This window comes from Streptomyces celluloflavus, assembly GCA_000720995.1.
In the GTDB taxonomy this organism is placed as follows: Bacteria; Actinomycetota; Actinomycetes; order Streptomycetales; family Streptomycetaceae; genus Streptomyces; species Streptomyces celluloflavus.
This window is the reverse complement of sequence record JOEL01000003.1, coordinates 361,805-379,008: the sequence shown is the minus strand read 5'-3', so window position 1 is coordinate 379,008 and position 17,204 is coordinate 361,805. Positions and strand designations below refer to the sequence as shown.

At 69.4% G+C, this 17,204-nt stretch carries 15 protein-coding genes and 1 riboswitch; of the genes, 12 read left to right on the top strand and 3 right to left on the bottom strand.

Annotated features, from left to right (window positions below; translation table 11 throughout):
* Window positions 1-208 precede the first annotated feature (208 nt).
* The 10 genes from IH09_RS05105 to IH09_RS05060 all read left to right on the top strand — a co-directional run bounded on the left by IH09_RS05105 (window position 209) and on the right by IH09_RS05060 (window position 10,304).
* Window positions 209-817, top strand: a complete 609-nt coding sequence (locus IH09_RS05105; RefSeq protein WP_052854430.1) for a CDP-alcohol phosphatidyltransferase family protein — start codon at window positions 209-211, stop codon at window positions 815-817.
* A gap of 119 nt (window positions 818-936) precedes the next feature.
* Complete coding sequence (locus IH09_RS05100; RefSeq protein WP_052854427.1) at window positions 937-3,432, top strand: mannose-1-phosphate guanyltransferase; 2,496 nt, start codon at window positions 937-939, stop codon at window positions 3,430-3,432.
* A gap of 74 nt (window positions 3,433-3,506) precedes the next feature.
* Complete coding sequence (locus IH09_RS05095; RefSeq protein WP_190233207.1) at window positions 3,507-4,439, top strand: DUF881 domain-containing protein; 933 nt, start codon at window positions 3,507-3,509, stop codon at window positions 4,437-4,439.
* Window positions 4,436-4,768, top strand: a complete 333-nt coding sequence (locus tag IH09_RS05090) for a small basic family protein (protein ID WP_052854423.1) — start codon at window positions 4,436-4,438, stop codon at window positions 4,766-4,768. Before IH09_RS05095 ends, IH09_RS05090 begins: the two co-directional genes overlap by 4 nt.
* A gap of 5 nt (window positions 4,769-4,773) precedes the next feature.
* On the top strand, window positions 4,774-5,724 hold the full coding sequence (locus IH09_RS05085) for a DUF881 domain-containing protein (RefSeq protein WP_110952071.1): 951 nt from the start codon (window positions 4,774-4,776) through the stop codon (window positions 5,722-5,724).
* Between the two features lie 118 nt (window positions 5,725-5,842).
* Window positions 5,843-6,703 (top strand): FHA domain-containing protein, encoded by an 861-nt coding sequence (locus IH09_RS36625; protein WP_242641049.1) that lies wholly within the window; start codon window positions 5,843-5,845, stop codon window positions 6,701-6,703.
* Window positions 6,704-6,719: 16 nt separating this feature from the next.
* Complete coding sequence (gene ftsR / locus IH09_RS05075; RefSeq protein WP_052854419.1) at window positions 6,720-7,469, top strand: transcriptional regulator FtsR; 750 nt, start codon at window positions 6,720-6,722, stop codon at window positions 7,467-7,469.
* 53 nt (window positions 7,470-7,522) lie between these two features.
* Window positions 7,523-7,996 (top strand): bifunctional nuclease family protein, encoded by a 474-nt coding sequence (locus tag IH09_RS05070; protein ID WP_006606439.1) that lies wholly within the window; start codon window positions 7,523-7,525, stop codon window positions 7,994-7,996.
* Window positions 7,997-8,181: 185 nt separating this feature from the next.
* Window positions 8,182-8,787, top strand: coding sequence for a MerR family transcriptional regulator (locus IH09_RS05065; RefSeq protein ID WP_052854417.1), 606 nt, complete (start codon window positions 8,182-8,184; stop codon window positions 8,785-8,787).
* Window positions 8,788-8,855: 68 nt separating this feature from the next.
* Window positions 8,856-10,304, top strand: coding sequence for a DNA polymerase IV (locus IH09_RS05060; RefSeq protein WP_110952070.1), 1,449 nt, complete (start codon window positions 8,856-8,858; stop codon window positions 10,302-10,304).
* Here the strand turns inward: IH09_RS05060 and IH09_RS05055 are convergent.
* A complete protein-coding gene (locus tag IH09_RS05055) occupies window positions 10,214-10,597 on the bottom strand; it encodes a PRC-barrel domain-containing protein (RefSeq protein ID WP_052854412.1) in 384 nt (127 codons plus the stop codon). The genes IH09_RS05060 and IH09_RS05055 overlap by 91 nt on opposite strands.
* A gap of 114 nt (window positions 10,598-10,711) precedes the next feature.
* A riboswitch (glycine riboswitch) is annotated at window positions 10,712-10,811 on the top strand.
* A 189-nt stretch (window positions 10,812-11,000) separates the two neighbouring features.
* Between IH09_RS05055 and gcvP the strand changes: the two genes are divergently transcribed.
* Window positions 11,001-13,886: an aminomethyl-transferring glycine dehydrogenase gene (gene gcvP / locus IH09_RS05050; protein ID WP_052854409.1), complete on the top strand. Its 2,886-nt coding sequence runs from the start codon at window positions 11,001-11,003 to the stop codon at window positions 13,884-13,886.
* Between the two features lie 78 nt (window positions 13,887-13,964).
* Here gcvP and IH09_RS05045 read toward each other — a convergent pair whose 3' ends face one another.
* Together IH09_RS05045 and IH09_RS05040 are read right to left on the bottom strand one after the other, a co-directional pair.
* Window positions 13,965-14,171 (bottom strand): DUF5999 family protein, encoded by a 207-nt coding sequence (locus IH09_RS05045; RefSeq protein ID WP_052854407.1) that lies wholly within the window; start codon window positions 14,169-14,171, stop codon window positions 13,965-13,967.
* A 312-nt stretch (window positions 14,172-14,483) separates the two neighbouring features.
* On the bottom strand, window positions 14,484-15,095 hold the full coding sequence (locus IH09_RS05040; RefSeq protein ID WP_052854404.1) for a hypothetical protein: 612 nt from the start codon (window positions 15,093-15,095) through the stop codon (window positions 14,484-14,486).
* A 566-nt stretch (window positions 15,096-15,661) separates the two neighbouring features.
* Here IH09_RS05040 and IH09_RS05035 point away from each other — a divergent pair.
* Window positions 15,662-17,200 carry a glutamate-cysteine ligase family protein gene (locus IH09_RS05035; protein WP_052854401.1) on the top strand — a complete coding sequence of 513 codons (1,539 nt, stop codon included), beginning with the start codon at window positions 15,662-15,664 and terminating at the stop codon, window positions 17,198-17,200.
* Window positions 17,201-17,204 lie beyond the last annotated feature (4 nt).

Sequence of the window (17,204 nt, the reverse complement as noted above, 5' to 3'; positions counted from 1 at the left end):
CTTTCAGCGCCGATGGTACTGCAGAGGGGACTCTGTGGGAGAGTAGGACGCCGCCGAACAAATTTTAAGCTCCGGTCTTTGAACCTTTTGGTTCAGAGACCGGAGCTTTTTTGCGTTTTGCGGAACAAGGACCCGCGGCGTGGCGCGGCCGGCGGTGCAGGTAAGGTCAGGGGGCATCATCGGCATATTTCCCACAGGAGGCTTCCGCGTGGAGGTCCAGGAGACGCGGGTCCAGACGGATCGCGTCCTCACCATCCCGAACATTCTGAGCATGGCCCGCCTGATTGGCGTGCCGGTGTTCTTGTGGTTGATCCTGTGGCCGAAATTCGGTGGCCCCCAGGCAGATGGCTGGGCGCTCCTGGTCCTCGCGCTGAGCGGCGTCAGCGACTATCTGGACGGCAAGCTCGCTCGCCGCTGGAATCAGATCAGCAGCCTGGGGCGCATCCTCGACCCGGCGGCCGACCGGCTGTATATCCTCTCCACCCTCGTTGGCCTCACCTGGCGCGAGATCCTGCCGATCTGGCTCACTGCGGCGCTGCTGGCCCGTGAACTGATGCTGCTGATCGCGGTCGGTTTCCTCGGACGGCACGGCTACGGCCCTCCCCAGGTGAACTTCCTGGGCAAAGCGGCTACGTTCAACTTGATGTATGCCTTCCCGTTGCTCCTCCTGAGCGACGGAAGTGGCTGGCTTCACAGTCTCGCTGCTATTTTCGGATGGGCGTTCGCCGGATGGGGTACGGCGCTCTACTGGTGGGCAGGGATCCTCTACGTGGTCCAGGTCCGCCGGATCATCAGGGCGGACACCACGGCCGACTGAGCTCGCCGAACCAGCAGATTCATGCCAAGGCCCGGCGCCCGTACGTGAGAACAGTGGGCGATCTGGACGGGTGGTGAAGTCGGCAAGACCGTCGTCTCTTAGAGGAGGACGCTTCCGACATGAAGGCCGTTGTGATGGCCGGCGGCGAAGGCACACGCCTTCGCCCCATGACGTCCAGTATGCCCAAGCCGCTTCTCCCGGTAGCCAATCGGCCGATCATGGAGCACGTGCTGAGGCTGCTGAAACGGCATGGTCTCCATGAGACCGTCGTGACCGTGCAATTCCTTGCCTCGCTCGTTCGCAACTATTTCGGCGACGGGGAAGAGCTCGGAATGGAGCTCACGTACGCGAACGAAGAAAAGCCGCTGGGTACCGCGGGCAGCGTGAAGAATGCTGAGGAAGCGCTCAAGGATGATGCCTTCCTTGTCATCTCCGGTGATGCGCTCACCGACTTTGATCTGACCGATCTGATCCGATTCCACAAGGAAAAGGGCGCCCTCGTCACCGTCTGCCTCACGCGGGTTCCTAATCCGCTGGAGTTCGGCATCACCATCGTCGACGAGGGCGGCAAGGTCGAGCGGTTCCTGGAAAAGCCGACGTGGGGCCAGGTGTTCTCGGACACCGTCAACACCGGGATCTACGTGATGGAGCCCGAGGTCTTCGACTACGTTCAGCCCGATGTCTCGGTGGACTGGTCCGGTGATGTCTTTCCGCAGCTCATGAAGGAAGGCAAGCCGATCTACGGCTATATCGCCGAGGGCTACTGGGAAGACGTGGGCACGCACGAGAGCTATGTGAAGGCTCAGGCGGACGTGCTCGAAGGAAAGGTCGACGTCGATATAGACGGCTTCGAGATCTCGCCCGGAGTCTGGGTCGCCGAGGGCGCCGAGGTCCATCCGGACGCGGTACTCCGCGGCCCCTTGTACATCGGTGACTACGCCAAGGTCGAGGCGGATGTGGAGATCCGCGAGCACACGGTCATCGGCTCCAACGTCGTCGTGAAGAGCGGTGCCTTTCTCCACCGGGCCGTGGTGCACGACAATGTGTACCTCGGGCAGCACAGCAATCTGCGCGGCTGTGTGATCGGCAAAAACACCGACATCATGCGGGCCGCCCGGATCGAGGACGGTGCCGTCATCGGTGACGAATGCCTTGTCGGTGAGGAGTCGATCGTCCAAGGCAATGTGCGGGTCTATCCGTTCAAGACCATCGAGGCCGGCGCGTTCGTCAACACCTCGGTGATCTGGGAGTCCCGAGGCCAGGCGCATCTGTTCGGCGCCCGCGGGGTGTCGGGGATCCTCAACGTCGAGATCACGCCGGAACTCGCCGTCCGGCTCGCGGGCGCATATGCCACCACGCTCAAGAAGGGCGCGACGGTCACCACCGCGCGCGACCACTCCCGTGGCGCACGGGCGCTCAAGCGCGCGGTGATCTCCGCACTACAGGCCAGCGCCATCGACGTACGCGACCTGGAGAACGTCCCGCTGCCCGTCGCCCGCCAGCAGACCGCCCGTGGCAGTGCCGGCGGGATCATGGTGCGGACGACCCCCGGCGTGCCGGACTCCGTCGACATCATGTTCTTCGACGAGCGCGGCGCGGATCTCTCCCAGGCCGGGCAGCGCAAGCTCGACCGGGTCTACGCGCGCCAGGAGTACCGGCGCGCCTTCCCCGGCGAGATCGGTGATCTGCACTTCCCGTCCAGCGTTTTCGACTCGTACACCGGGTCGCTGCTGCGGGCCGTGGACACCACCGGCATCGGCGAGTCCGGACTGAAAGTTGTCGTGGACGCGTCCAACGGCAGTGCTGGTCTGGTCCTGCCCAGCCTGTTGGGGCGGCTCGGCGTCGATTCCCTGACCATCAACCCCGGTCTCGACGAATCCCGGCCGACCGAGACCGCCGATGCCCGGCGCTCCGGGCTCGTCCGGCTCGGCGAGATCGTGGCCTCGGCGCGGGCCGCGTTCGGGGTGCGTTTCGACCCCGTCGGCGAGCGGCTGTCCCTGGTGGACGAGCGCGGCCGGATCATCGAGGACGACCGCGCGCTGCTGGTCATGCTGGATCTGGTGGCCGCCGAGCGGCGCAGCGGCCGGGTGGCGCTGCCGGTGACGACGACCCGGATCGCCGAGCAGGTAGCGGCGTACCACGGGACCCAGGTGGAGTGGACGACCACGTCGCCCGACGACCTGACCAGGGTCGGACGGGCGGAGACCACGGTCTTCGGCGGCGATGGCCGGGGCGGCTTCATCGTCCCGGAGTTCAGCAGTGTCTTCGACGGTTCCGCCGCGTTCGTCCGGCTGATCGGGCTGGTGGCCCGTACGCAGCTCACCCTCAGCCAGATCGACGCGCGGATTCCGCGGGCGCATGTGCTGCGCAGGGATCTGCCGACGCCGTGGGCGGTCAAGGGTCTTGTCATGCGGCATGTGGTCGAGGCGGCGGGCGAACGGGAGGTGGACACCACCGACGGCGTGCGGGTCGTGGAGACCGACGGCCGCTGGGTGCTGGTGCTGCCCGATCCGGCCGAGGCGGTCACGCATCTGTGGGCGGAAGGGCCGGACGACGCCTCCGCCCAGCAACTGCTGGACGAGTGGTCCGCGGTGGTCGACGGCGCCGGCCGCTGAGCCGGACCCCACCGGCGTGCCCTGCGGGGTACGCCGGTGGGGCCGTTGGGAGAGTGCGCCGCCGACGTGCGACGATGTGCGGCATGTCGCAGCAGCCCCCCGACCGGAGCAGTCTCAAGAAGCCGGCTGCGCGCCCCGATGCGTCCATGTCGCTGCTGACCAACGTGATGGACCACAGCCTCGACGACGGATACGCCGAGGCCGCCGCGCGCCAGTCCGAGGCGGGCGTGCGCGGTCTGCCGCGTACCCTGCGGGCGAAGTTGGGCCTGGCGGCCGGTCTGGTGCTGGCGGCGATCGTCGTCACGGTCGGCGCGGCGCAGGCGCAGGTGGCCGCGCCGACGCTGGCCAAGGAGCGCGAAGAGCTGATCAACCGCATCCAGAAGGGCACCGGCGCGGCGGACAAGCAGCAGCAGCGGGTGGATGCGACGCGGGACGCCGTCGGCACGATGCAGCGCGATGCGCTCGAGAAGCACGGCAACGACAAGGCGGAGCTGCTGGCGCTGCTGGCCGGTTCGACCCAAGTCACCGGGCCCGGTGTGAAACTCGTCGTGGACGACGCCAAGGAGGCCGGCAGCGGCAGTGGCGGGCCGCGGGGGAGCAGTAGCTTCACGGACACCGGCCGGGTACGCGACCGGGATATGCAGCGCATCGTCAACGGCCTCTGGGCGTCCGGTGCGGAGGCCATCTCCGTCAATGGGCAGCGGCTCACGTCACTCTCGGCGATCAGAGCCGCGGGAGACGCCATACTGGTCGACAACAAGCCGCTGGTGCCGCCCTATACGGTGCTGGCAGTGGGGGACGGGCAGCGGCTCAGCACCGCGTTCCAGGACAGCGCCGACGGTCAGTATCTGCACGTCTTGCAGGAGAACTACGGCGTACGCACCAAGATTTCCGTCGAGCACGAGGTCACACTGCCGCCCGCCCCCAGTTTGATCGTACGCACAGCAAAACCGCAGGCCGGTGCCGCGAAGGCGGACGGCACCGACACAGGGAAGGGCACTTCGTGATCGCCGTACTGGGCCTCATCGTGGGAGTCGTGGTCGGACTTGTGGTCCGACCCGTGGTGCCGACGGTGGTCGAGCCCTACTTGCCGATCGCTGTCATCGCGGCGCTGGACGCCGTGTTCGGCGGTCTGCGCGCGATGCTGGACGGCATCTTCGACGACAAGGTCTTCGTCGTCTCCTTCCTGTCGAATGTCGTCGTCGCCGCGCTCATCGTCTTCCTCGGCGACAAGTTGGGCGTCGGCGCCCAACTCTCCACCGGTGTCGTCGTGGTGCTCGGTATCCGGATCTTCTCCAACGCTGCCGCGATCCGCCGGCACGTCTTCAGGGCGTGAGGCGGATGGTGACGGACGGGAACCCGGAGCCGGCGAGACAGCCGGAGCCACCACAGGGCCACGGCCCGGCCGGCCGCAGGCCGATGCCTCCCGAGAACCGGGCCGTCCCGGGACGGCCCGGACCGGGGGAGAGCGCACCCGCGTGGGGGCCGGGCGGCGAACCGGCGGCCTCGGTCCCGTCGGCGGGTGACACCGCCCCGGGGACGGCTGCGGACGACGGCACTCCGGGGCGTGCGGAGACGGGGCGGCAGCGGCTGGTGGCGAGTCTGTGGCCGCCGCGGCTGACCCGGGCCCAACTGATCGTTGCGTTGCTCCTGTTCATTCTCGGCCTCGGCCTGGCGATTCAGGTACGTTCCACGAGTGACAGCAGTGCGCTGCGGGGTGCGCGCCAGGAGGACCTGGTGCGCATTCTGGACGAGCTGGACAACCGTTCGCAGCGGTTGACGGACGAAGAGCGGCGCCTGGAAGGGCAGAAGACCGAGCTGGAGAACAGCTCGGACCAGGCCGAGGAGGCCCGTAAACAGACCGTGGAGAAGGAACAGCAGCTGGGCGTGCTGGCCGGGACCGTCGCGGCCCAAGGGCCCGGTATCAACCTGACCATCGACGACAGCGCGCATTCCGTCGAGGCGGACAAGCTCCTGGACACCATTCAGGAGCTGCGAGCGGCCGGCGCCGAGGCGATTCAGGTCAATGACGTACGTATCGTCGCCAACACCTACCTCTCGGATTCCGGGAACGGGGTGGAGATCGACGGCAAGCGGGTCGGCCAGCCGTACCGTTTCAAGGTCATCGGTAAGCCGGAGGATCTGGAGCCGGCGCTGAACATCCCCGGCGGGGTGGTTCAGACACTGGAAAAGGAGCAGGCCAAGGTGTCTGTGACCCGTGAGGGGAAGATCATCGTGAATGCCTTGCGAGAGGCGAAGCGGCCTGACTACGCTCGGTCGTCATCGCAGTGAGGCGTAAACGTATGGCGAAGTCCCAGGTAGGGCATGAGGTAGCGGGGGGTCGTCGCATCGTGCGTGTGGTGCGTGGTGGAAACTGTCTGGAGGCCACGGACGTTCACAGGATGTCCGGGTGGGCCGGTGTGTGTATCGAGGGTTCGTCCTGCCCCACGGGCGGGTCTGTTTCGTTCAAGGGGAATCGCCCGTGAAGTTGTTTGCAAAGCTGTTCGGCAAGAGCGCACGCCAGGAGGGCGGCAGCGGCTCGGCGCGGCACCGCGCCTCGCGCCAGCCCGAGGAGAGCGGTTCGAGCGAGGAGCGTCCGCTCTTCCGCGACGAGGTCGGAGGTCCGTCCGGTGATCTTTCCGGGGGACGCGGCGCGGGTTCTGTTGACCCCTCCGGCTCCGGCCGCATAGGTTCCGAGGCACCATCAACCGCACGCATGGGCGGAGGATCGGCCTTGCCGGTTTGTACGAGGTGTGGGCACCGGAACCCTGAGGCGAGCCGGTTCTGCTCCAATTGTGGTGCGCCGCTGCGTCCGGGTGTCCAGGCGGAGCGCGCGTCCGAGACGACCTCGACCATCTCCATTTCGGGGCTGGAAGCCTATGACGCGGAGACGACGGGGCAGAATCTGACGCCGTCGCTGTCGCCCGAGGCGCAGGCGGCCGTCGACGCCCTCCCGCTGGGTTCGGCGCTGCTGGTCGTCCGCCGGGGTCCGAACTCCGGCAGCCGTTTCCTGCTGGACGGGGAGCTGACGACGGCGGGCCGTCATCCGCAGAGCGACATCTTCCTCGACGATGTGACGGTCTCGCGGCGCCATGTGGAGTTCCGCCGCGGTCAGGACGGTCTCTTCACGGTCGCCGACGTCGGCAGCCTCAACGGCACCTACGTCAACCGTGAGCGGATCGACTCGGTCGCGCTCGCCAACGGGGACGAGGTCCAGATCGGCAAGTACCGGCTGGTCTTCTACGCGAGCCAGCGAGGCGTCGGTATCTGACCGGCAGGGAAGGCTTATGCGCCACACACCGACAGGCGGTGCCGGTTCCACCGGCGCCGCCTCCTCGGGCGGCAAGCCGGTGAGCATCGGTACGGTGCTCACCCAGCTGCGTGAGGAATTCCCCGAGGTCACCATCTCCAAGATCCGGTTCCTGGAGGCCGAGGGACTCGTCGAGCCGAAGCGCACGCCCGCCGGGTACCGCAAATTCACCGCGGAGGACGTCGAGCGGCTGGCGAACGTCCTGCGGATGCAGCGGGACCACTATCTGCCGCTCAAGGTCATCCGGGAGCATCTGGACGCCCTGGCGCGCGGTGAGCAGGTGCAGCTGCCGGCTCCCGCCGCACCCTCCCGGGATCTCGTCGAGGGCATGCACGGACCGGACGAGGAGCGGCCCACGGCGGCACGGATCGGCCGGGCGGAGCTGCTGGCCGCCGCCGAGGTGGAAGAGGCGGCACTCGCCGACTGGGAGTCGTACGGTCTCATCGTCCCCGATGCGGACGGCTCGTACGACATCGAGGCCGTCACGATCGCCCGGCTCGTCACGGATCTGGGCCGTTTCGGGCTCGAACCCCGGCATCTGCGCGCCGTGAAAGCGGCCGCGGAGCGTGAGGCCGGCCTGGTCGAACAGGTTGTGGCACCCCTTCGGCGGCACCGTAATCCGCAGACCAGGGCCCATGCCGAGGCCACCGCCAGGGAGCTGGCCACGCTGTCCGTACGGCTCCATGCGGCACTGCTCCAGACCGCATTGCGGGTCCGCCTCCCATGAGCAAACGAGTGCCCGACTACCCAAACCGGCCGGGCACGTCCTAGGGTTGCTGTGTGAACGAGCTCGACGTCGTGGGTGTCCGGGTGGAAATGCCTTCCAGCCAACCGATCGTGCTCCTGCGGGAGGTGGGAGGCGATCGTTACTTGCCCATTTGGATCGGGCCGGGGGAGGCCACCGCCATCGCCTTCGCCCAGCAGGGCATGGTCCCTGCCAGGCCGCTGACGCATGACCTTTTCAAGGATGTGCTGGAGGCGGTGGGCCAGGAGCTGACGCAGGTCCGCATCACGGATCTGCGCGAGGGGGTGTTCTATGCCGAGCTGGTCTTCGCCAGCGGTGTGGAGGTCAGTGCGCGGCCGTCCGACGCCATAGCGCTGGCGCTGCGTACCGGAACGCCGATCTTCGGTACGGACGGTGTGCTGGACGACGCGGGAATCGCGATCCCGGACGAGCAGGAGGACGAGGTGGAGAAGTTCCGTGAGTTCCTCGACCAGATCTCGCCCGAGGACTTCGGGACCAACAGTCAGTGACTCCGGCCAGCGGAGCGTCTGGTTCCGGCCAACCTGCTACACCTTCCCCGCGCCAGGTCACGAGAAACCACTCGTAGGGTGATTATCACTCGGCGTGGCGAGCGCGGCGATCGTTGACGCACTCCGAGCCACTGCATACCTTCGATAGGCAGGTCCCGTCCGGGACGTGGAGGACGGAGGGCGGCGTGGCAATCACCGGCGACGGCAGGGCGGCGGAAGAGGCGTTGCCGTTCCACTCGGGTGCGGCGGCGAACCGTACACCGGCGCAGGTCGCCGCGGTGTCGGGGGATCGCGAGACGCAGACCATCGGCTACCGCGGTCCGACCGCGTGCGCGGCGGCGGGCATCACCTACCGGCAGCTCGACTACTGGGCGCGTACGGGCCTGGTGGAGCCGAGCGTCCGGCCGGCGTACGGCTCCGGAACCCAGCGGCTCTACAGCTTCCGGGACGTCGTCGTCCTGAAGATCGTCAAGCGGCTGCTGGACACCGGGGTGTCGTTGCAGAACATCCGCACCGCCGTGCAGCACCTGCGCACCCGCGAGCTCGCCGATCTGACGCGGATGACGCTGATGAGCGATGGCGCGACGGTCTACGAGTGCACCTCGCCGGACCAGGTCGTGAATCTGCTCCAGGGGGGCCAGGGCGTCTTCGGGATCGCCGTCGGCGTGGTGTGGCGGGACGTGGAGAACGCCCTGTCACAGCTGCACGGTGAGCGCGTGGACACCGGTGAGACGCTGATCGGGAAGAACCCGCACGACGAGCTGGCGCGGCGGCGCAACCGGGCGGTCTGAGCGCCTCCGAAGCGGTCCGCGGCCCGGCACCGGGCCCGTTGTCAGTGGTATGCGGCAGCATCGGTGGTGTGAGACGTGCGCCGACGATCCTGCATCTGGACATGGATGCGTTCTTCGCGGCCGCCGAGCAGGCGGCCAAGCCGAGCCTGCGCGGGAAGCCCGTGGTGGTCGGCGGCATCGGGCCGCGCGGGGTGGTCTCCACGGCGTCGTACGAGGCGCGGGTCTTCGGTGTCCGGTCGGCCATGCCGACGGCCCAGGCGCGCCGGCTGTGTCCGAACGCCGCCTACCTCAGTCCACGCTTCACCGTCTACCGCAAGGTGAGCGAGACCGTGATGGAGCTGCTGCACGCGCTGTCGCCGCTGGTGGAGCCGCTGAGCCTGGACGAGGCGTTCGTGGACCTGGAGGCCGGCGGGGTCGAGGCCGAGACCGCGGCGGTACGGGCAGTGGGGGAGCAGTTGCGGCGCGATATCCGGCGGTCCACGGGCCTGACGGGGTCGGTGGGGCTCGCGGGGGCCAAGATGCTGGCGAAGATCGCGTCGGAGGCGGCCAAGCCGGACGGGCTGGTGGTGATCGAGCCCGGTACCGAACGGGAGCTGCTGGGGCCGATGCCGACGCGGACGCTGCCCGGGGTGGGGCCCGCGACGGCCGAGGCGCTGCGCCGGGCCGGGATCACGACGGTCGCGGAGACGGCGGAGGCCGGCGAGGCCGAGCTGGTGCGGCTGCTGGGCAGATCGCACGGCGCAGGGCTGTACGCGATGGCGCTGGGCCGGGACGACCGCCCGGTGGTGGCCGACCGGGACGCGAAATCCGTCTCCGTCGAGGACACCTTCGAGGTCGATCTGACCGACCGGACGCGGGTACGGACCGAGGTGGTGCGGCTGGCCGACCGGTGCGTGGAGCGGCTGCGGGCGGCCGGGCGCTCCGGACGCACGGTGGTGATCAAGGTCCGTAACTACGATTTCTCGACGCTGACGCGCTCCGAGACGCTGCGCGGGCCCACCGACGACCCCGCGGTGGTGCGGGAGGCCGCCGCCCGGCTGCTGGAGACGGTGGACACCACCGGCGGGGTGCGGCTGCTGGGGGTCGGGGTGAGCGGGCTGGCCGACTACACGCAGGAGGACCTGTTCGCCCAGCTGGCGACCGAGCGGGAGGCCGAGGAGACGGCGAAGGCGCCGCCGGTGCCGGTCGCCGGGAGCGGGGGCGAGCGGGCCGGGGAGGAGCGGCCGCGGCACTGGTATCCGGGAGCGGATGTCGTGCACGACGACTATGGCGCCGGGTGGGTGCAGGGGAGCGGGGTGGGGCGGGTGACCGTGCGTTTCGAACAGCCGTGGTCGGCGCCGGGGCGGGTGCGGACCTTCGCCGTCGAGGATCCGGCGCTGCGGCCGGGGGAGCCGCTGCCGCTGGTGGGCGGGGCGCCGTCGGAGGGTCAGTCCGGCGACCCGGCGACCCGGCCGAGATCCTCGCCGGGGGAGGGGGAGCGGGCGTCGGACACCGGGGCGGAGATATCCAGCCGGTAGTGGTGGTAGAGCTGGAGCTCCTGCTCCGGCGAGAGATGCCGGCCCACGCCGAAGTCCGGGGCGTCCTTGATCAGCTTGCGGTCGTACGGGACGCGCAGGCCCTCGACGGCCAGTTCGCTCGGCTCCAGGGGGACGAACGCGTCCCGGCTGAAGAGGCCGGTGCGTACCGCCGCCCACTCCGGTTCCCCGGTGGCGTCGTCGAGATAGACCTCGTCCACGGTGCCGATCTTGGCGCCGTTCCGGTCGAATGCCTTGCGGCCGATCAGGCTCCGTGGATCGATATCGGTTTGCACGGTCCCTCCAACTGGTCGCAACTGCCGTGTGACAACTACCAAACGGCACATTTCATGCCCCGGCCACTCGAGGGATCCCCCAGATGGGGCGCTGGTAGGCTGGCGAATGGCTGTAGACCCCATGCGGGAGAGTCCTCCGTCGGCAGCGACAGGGGGACGCCGAAGGAGCAAATCCTCCCCGGAATCTCTCAGGCACACGTACCGCATGGACGAGGTCACTCTGGAAAGCAGGGCGGGCCACGGGCGGACACCATGCCGGAACCCTTCCTCACCGACGGTGAAAGCCGGGTCGCCGCGGGCGGTCCGGTGAAGCTCTCAGGTTGAGATGACAGAGGGGGAGGCCGTCCGGGCACCAGCGCCTTGGTGCCCCTCGTAGGTCGCATTGACCAGGAGGCCCCCGCAGATGACCACCAATCGCATCTCCCTGCACGAGCTGGAGCGCGGTACCCCCTTCGAGCGCCGGCACATCGGTCCCGACCGCGAGGCGCAGGCGAAGATGCTCGCGCAGGTCGGATTCGGATCGCTGGACGAGCTCACCGACACCGCCGTACCGGACGTGATCAAGAGCGCGGAGGCGCTGGGCCTGCCGCAGGCGCGTTCCGAGGCCGAGGTCCTGGACGAGCTGCGCGGCCTCGCGGACCGCAACCAGGTCCTGGCCTCCATGATCGGACTCGGTTACTACGGCACGTTCACGCCGCCGGTGATCCTGCGCAACGTCATGGAGAACCCCTCCTGGTACACGGCGTACACGCCCTACCAGCCGGAGATCTCGCAGGGCCGCCTGGAGGCGCTGCTGAACTTCCAGACCATGGTCGCCGACCTGACCGGACTGCCCACCTCCGGCGCCTCCCTGCTCGACGAGGGCACCGCGGCGGCCGAGGCGATGGCGCTCTCCCGCCGTGTCGGCAAGGTCAAGCAGGGCGTCTTCCTGGTCGACGCCGACTGTCTGCCGCAGACCGTCGCCGTGCTCAAGACCCGCGCCGAGCCGACCGGCGTCGAGGTCGTCGTCACCGATCTGACGGACGGCATTCCCGCCGAGATCGCGGACCGCGGCGTCTTCGGCGTGCTGCTCCAGTACCCCGGTGCCTCCGGAGCGGTACGCGACCCGCGCGCCGTCATCGCGCAGGCCCATGAGCTGGGCGCGGTGGTCACCGTCGCCGCCGACCTGCTGGCGCTGACGCTGCTGACCTCGCCCGGGGAGCTCGGCGCGGACATCGCCGTCGGAACCACCCAGCGCTTCGGCGTCCCGATGGGCTTCGGCGGACCGCACGCCGGGTTCATGGCCGTCCGCGAGGCGTTCGCCCGCAGCCTGCCGGGCCGTCTGGTGGGGGTCTCCGTCGACGCCGACGGCAACAAGGCGTACCGCCTGGCCCTCCAGACCCGTGAGCAGCACATCCGCCGGGAGAAGGCCACCAGCAACATCTGCACCGCGCAGGTGCTGCTCGCCGTCATGGCGGGCATGTACGCGGTCTACCACGGCCCCGACGGTCTCGCCGCCATCGCGCGGCGCACCCACCGCTACGCCACCGTCCTCGCCGAGGGGCTGCGGGCCGGCGGTGTGGAGATCGTGCACGGTGCGTACTTCGACACGCTCACGGCGCGGGTGCCGGGCCGGGCCGCCCAGGTCGTCGCCGCCGCCCGCGAGGCCGGTATCAACCTCCGGCAGGTCGACGCCGACCTGGTCGGCATCGCCTGCGACGAGACGACCGGACGGGCGCAGCTGGCCGGCGTCTGGCGCGCCTTCGGCGTCGAGGGCGATGTCGAGCAGCTGGACGGGGCCGCCGGCGAGGTGCTGGCGCAGGCGCTGCTGCGCACCGACGACTACCTCACGCACCCGGTCTTCCACCAGCACCGCTCGGAGACCGCGATGCTGCGCTATCTGCGCCGGCTCGCCGACCGGGACTACGCGCTGGACCGCGGCATGATCCCGCTCGGTTCCTGCACGATGAAGCTGAACGCCACCACGGAGATGGAGCCGGTCACCTGGCCCGAGTTCGGGCAGCTGCACCCGTTCGCGCCGGCCGGCCAGGCACAGGGCTACCTGACGCTGATTCAGGAGCTGGAGGAGCGGCTGGCCACGGTCACCGGCTACGACAAGGTCTCCATCCAGCCGAACGCCGGCTCCCAGGGTGAGCTCGCGGGCCTGCTGGCCGTCCGCGCCTACCACCGGGCCAACGGCGACGACCAGCGCACCGTCTGCCTGATCCCGTCCTCCGCGCACGGCACCAACGCCGCCAGCGCCGTGATGGCCGGGATGAAGGTCGTCGTCGTCAAGACCGGTGAGGACGGCGAGGTCGACACCGACGATCTGCACGCCAAGATCGACAAGCACCGCGACGAACTCGCGGTCCTCATGGTCACCTACCCCTCCACGCACGGCGTCTTCGAGGAGCACATCACCCAGATCTGCGCCGCCGTGCACGACGCCGGCGGCCAGGTCTACGTCGACGGCGCGAACCTCAACGCGCTGGTCGGGCTCGCCGAACCGGGCAAGTTCGGCGGCGATGTCTCGCATCTGAACCTGCACAAGACCTTCTGCATCCCGCACGGCGGCGGCGGCCCCGGTGTCGGTCCGGTCGGTGTCCGCGCCCATCTGGCGCCGTACCTCCCCAACCACCCCCTCCAGCCCACCGCCGGGCCGGAGACGGGCATCGGTCCGGTCTCGGCCGCGCCCTGGGGCTCGGCCGGAATCCTGCCGATCTCCTGGGCGTACGTCCGTCTGATGGGCGGTGAGGGCCTCAAGCGCGCCAGCCAGGTCGCGGTGCTCAGCGCCAACTACATCGCCAAGCGGCTGGAGCCGCACTACCCGGTGCTCTACACCGGCCCCGGCGGTCTGGTCGCCCACGAGTGCATCATCGACGTCCGGCCGCTGACCAAGGCGACCGGCGTGAGCATCGACGATGTCGCCAAGCGGCTCATCGACTACGGCTTCCACGCGCCGACGATGTCCTTCCCGGTGGCCGGCACGCTGATGATCGAGCCGACCGAGAGCGAGGACCTGGACGAGCTGGACCGGTTCTGCGACGCGATGATCGCCATCCGCGCGGAGATCGAGAAGGTCGGCTCGGGGGAGTGGGACAAGGACGACAACCCGCTGCGCAACGCCCCGCACACCGCCGGCGCGCTCGGTGGCGAGTGGACGCACCCGTACACCCGCGAGGAGGCCGTCTTCCCGGCCGGTGTGGTGGCGGCGGAGAAGTACTGGCCGCCGGTGCGCCGTATCGACGGTGCCTTCGGCGACCGCAACCTCGTCTGCTCCTGCCCGCCGCTGACGGAGTACGACGGCTGACGTACCGTCACATATCGAGGGCCCTCGGCACATGTGCCGGGGGCCCTGTTGTCATGGTTGTCGTACGTGGCGTCGCGGTCAGGCGGCGCTCCCTACCCGTACGGCGCCGAGCGGCCGGTGTGGGGCGATGACCTGCCCATCCGGCAGGAGCTCACCGGTGTCCTCGAAGAGGAGGACGCCGTTGCACAGCAGGCTCCAGCCCTGCTCCGGGTGGTGGGCCACAGGGTGCGCGGCTTCCCGGTCGCTGGAGTCTGCTGACGGGCATGGCGGCTGGTGCTGACACATGGAAGTTGTCTTTCGCTGCGATGTGGTGAATGTCGGTATACGGCTCGATGAGGTGGTCATGGCCGCTCCCCCGTTTCCTGTCGGTCCCAGTGTTGCCCTACGGACGGCATTCCGCAGGGATTTCGCAGCAGCGGTACGCACTCGATAGGGACGCGTCACCCATGCGGGCGGTTGCTCCCAAATGCACCACTCCGGGAGGGGGTTGGGGGTGCCGGCGGCGAGGAGCGCCGGTGGGTGCGCGCGGCGGAGCGCCCCGCGTCCGGAGGGGGTCGCGGGGCGCTCGGCGGTGCGACGGCGTGCGCCGCGGTGGTGCTACGGGGCCGGGGCCGGCGCGGACCGGGCCGTCGGACCGAGCAGCGGTGTGGCCGTCAGGCGCAGCGCGAGCCGGGGGAGCAGATCGGCGACGCGCTGCGGGCGGTGGGCGGCGATGCCCGGCGGGGCGGGCGCCAGGGGCAGCAGCAGGTCGCCGGGGGCGGGCGTGCCGTCGGCGCCGTCCGAGGTGAGGTCGTGGTGCAGCCACAGTGTGAGCATGTACAGCTCGGGGACGGACAGCAGTCGCGGTTGGTAGGGGGTGGTGAGCAACTCGGCCTGGTGCAGGGCCTGTTCGGTCGCGTTGACGTAGGGGCCGCCGCAGAAGTGGGAGAACGTCCAGCCGTCGGCGGTCAGCCTCGCCTCGGCGGCCGCCACCGCCCGCTCCCCACCGCGGACCAGGAAGCGCCAGCCGGTCGGCCGGGTGCGCAGCGGACCGCCCGCACGGCTGACGTCGTCCCAGACATGGACGGGCAGCGGGTGGTCGGGGCTCAACGGGCCCTGGTGGTCGCGCAAGGCGGAGGTGGGTGCCTCGCGGACGGCGGTGGGCGAGCCGAGGGCGGTGAGGACGCTGCGCAGGGCGGGCGCGGGAGCGGGGGGGACATGCAGCGGCATGGTGGGTCGCCTCTCACTTCGGAGACACGGTGGAGCTGGGAAGGTGCAAACGACGCTGTCTGCGTGCGGGGTCAGAGGTCGGCCGACCGGGGCTGCGGCCCGATGGGGTCAGCCGCTGTGCCTCAGCACCGGTGAGAACACCACAACACTGGGGGCCAACTCTCTGCCTCGTCACCGAAGTTTATACGACATATGTTCTGGTGGTGTTTCGGCTAGCGGCCTTGCGGATTTCCGGCAAGACGGATTCCGGACCCGTGCCGGAGGTGGTTTCCGCCTTTTTGTGCCGGGCCTTTGCGGCGCCACCTCATATTCCCTCGCCGGTGCGGTAGGCCGGATCTCGTCGGCGATTTCCACGAGAGAAATGCCTACGGAGAGAGCCTGCGGCGTATGTCCGTGGAACGTGCCGGATTCTCCGTCCCTTCGAGCTTATCGGTACCGGCACGCCCCTGAGGCGTTATCGATCAGATTGCTGGGGCATCATCGACCGTAGCGTGTGCCCCGGCGGCGCCGGGGCGGCCCCAAGCAGCCCGTGGCCGCGGGCCGTTCACTCAGGGAAGGACCCTTCGATGGGGGAGAAGGTCGCCGCGGACGGGATCGGCCTGGCGGACCGGGAGCGTTATCGAAGAAAGCTTCACAGGTGTCTTGAGGGACTGGCGAGACTCCTGAAGGAGAAGCGGTTCGACCGGCCGAAGAATCTCATCGGGCTGGAGATAGAACTGAATCTCGCCGACGCCGACGGACTGCCGCGCATGATGAACTCGCAGGTTCTCGAACGTATCGCGAGCCGTGATTTCCAGACCGAACTCGCCCAGTGCAATCTGGAAGTCAACATCCTGCCGCACCGATTGCGCGGCCGCGTTCTGGACCAGCTCGCGGAGGAACTCCGTACCGGGCTCGCCTACGCCGACAGACAGGCGGGGGAGGTCGCCGCCCGGATCGTGATGATCGGCATTCTGCCGACCCTGAACGCCGCGGACCTCACGACCGCCAGCCTCTCCGAGATCGACCGCTATGTGCTGCTCAACGACCAGATGCGGGCGGCCCGCGGCGAGGACTTCGCGATCGACATCCAGGGCATCGAGCGGCTGGTCTCCCGCTCGTCCTCGATCGCGCCGGAGGCCGCCTGTACGTCGGTTCAGCTGCACCTCCAGGTGACGCCCGGCCGTTTCGCCGCCGTCTGGAACGCCGCGCAGGCCATCGCCGCGGTACAGGTGGCCGTCGGCGCCAACTCGCCGTTCGTCTTCGGGCGCGAGCTGTGGCGCGAGTCGCGGCCGCCGGTCTTCCAGCAGGCCACCGACACCCGGGCACCCGAACTCCAGGCCCAAGGAGTGCGCCCCCGCACCTGGTTCGGCGAACGCTGGGTGGACTCCGCGTACGACCTGTTCGAGGAGAACCTGCGCTACTTCCCGCCACTGCTGCCGATCTACGGCCCCCAGGAGCCGCTGCGGGTCCTGGACGAGGGCGGTGTGCCCGACCTGGCCGAACTCGTGCTGCACAACGGCACCGTCTACCGCTGGAACCGGCCGGTCTACGCGGTGGCCGACGGTGTCGCCCATCTGCGGGTCGAGAACCGCGTCCTGCCGGCCGGCCCCACGGTCGCCGATGTCATCGCCAACACGGCCTTCTACTACGGGCTGGTGCGGGCGCTGGCCGAGGAGCCGCGTCCCGTCTGGTCGCGGCTGCCGTTCGCCACCGCGGCCGAGAACTTCGACACGGCCTGCCGGCACGGCATCGACGCCACCCTCAACTGGCCGCGGTCCGGGCGGGGCGGGGGCGTCGCCGAGATTCCGGTGGTCCGGCTCGTACGCCAGGAACTGCTGCCGTTGGCGGCGGCGGGGCTGGACGCCTGGGGCGTCGAACCGACCGACCGGGACCACTATCTGGGCATCATCGAAGAGCGTTGTGCGCGCCGCGCGAACGGGGCGTCCTGGCAGGCCGCCGCCTATCGCCACGCGCTGCGGCAGGGCCTGGACCGGGAGGCCGCGCTCGCCGCGATGACCCGGCGCTACAGCGAGCTGATGCACACCGGGGAGCCGGTGCACACCTGGCCGGTCACCTGGGCGGTCGCGGAGCCGGGGGTACCGGGCGTGCGCCGGTCGGCCTAGCCAC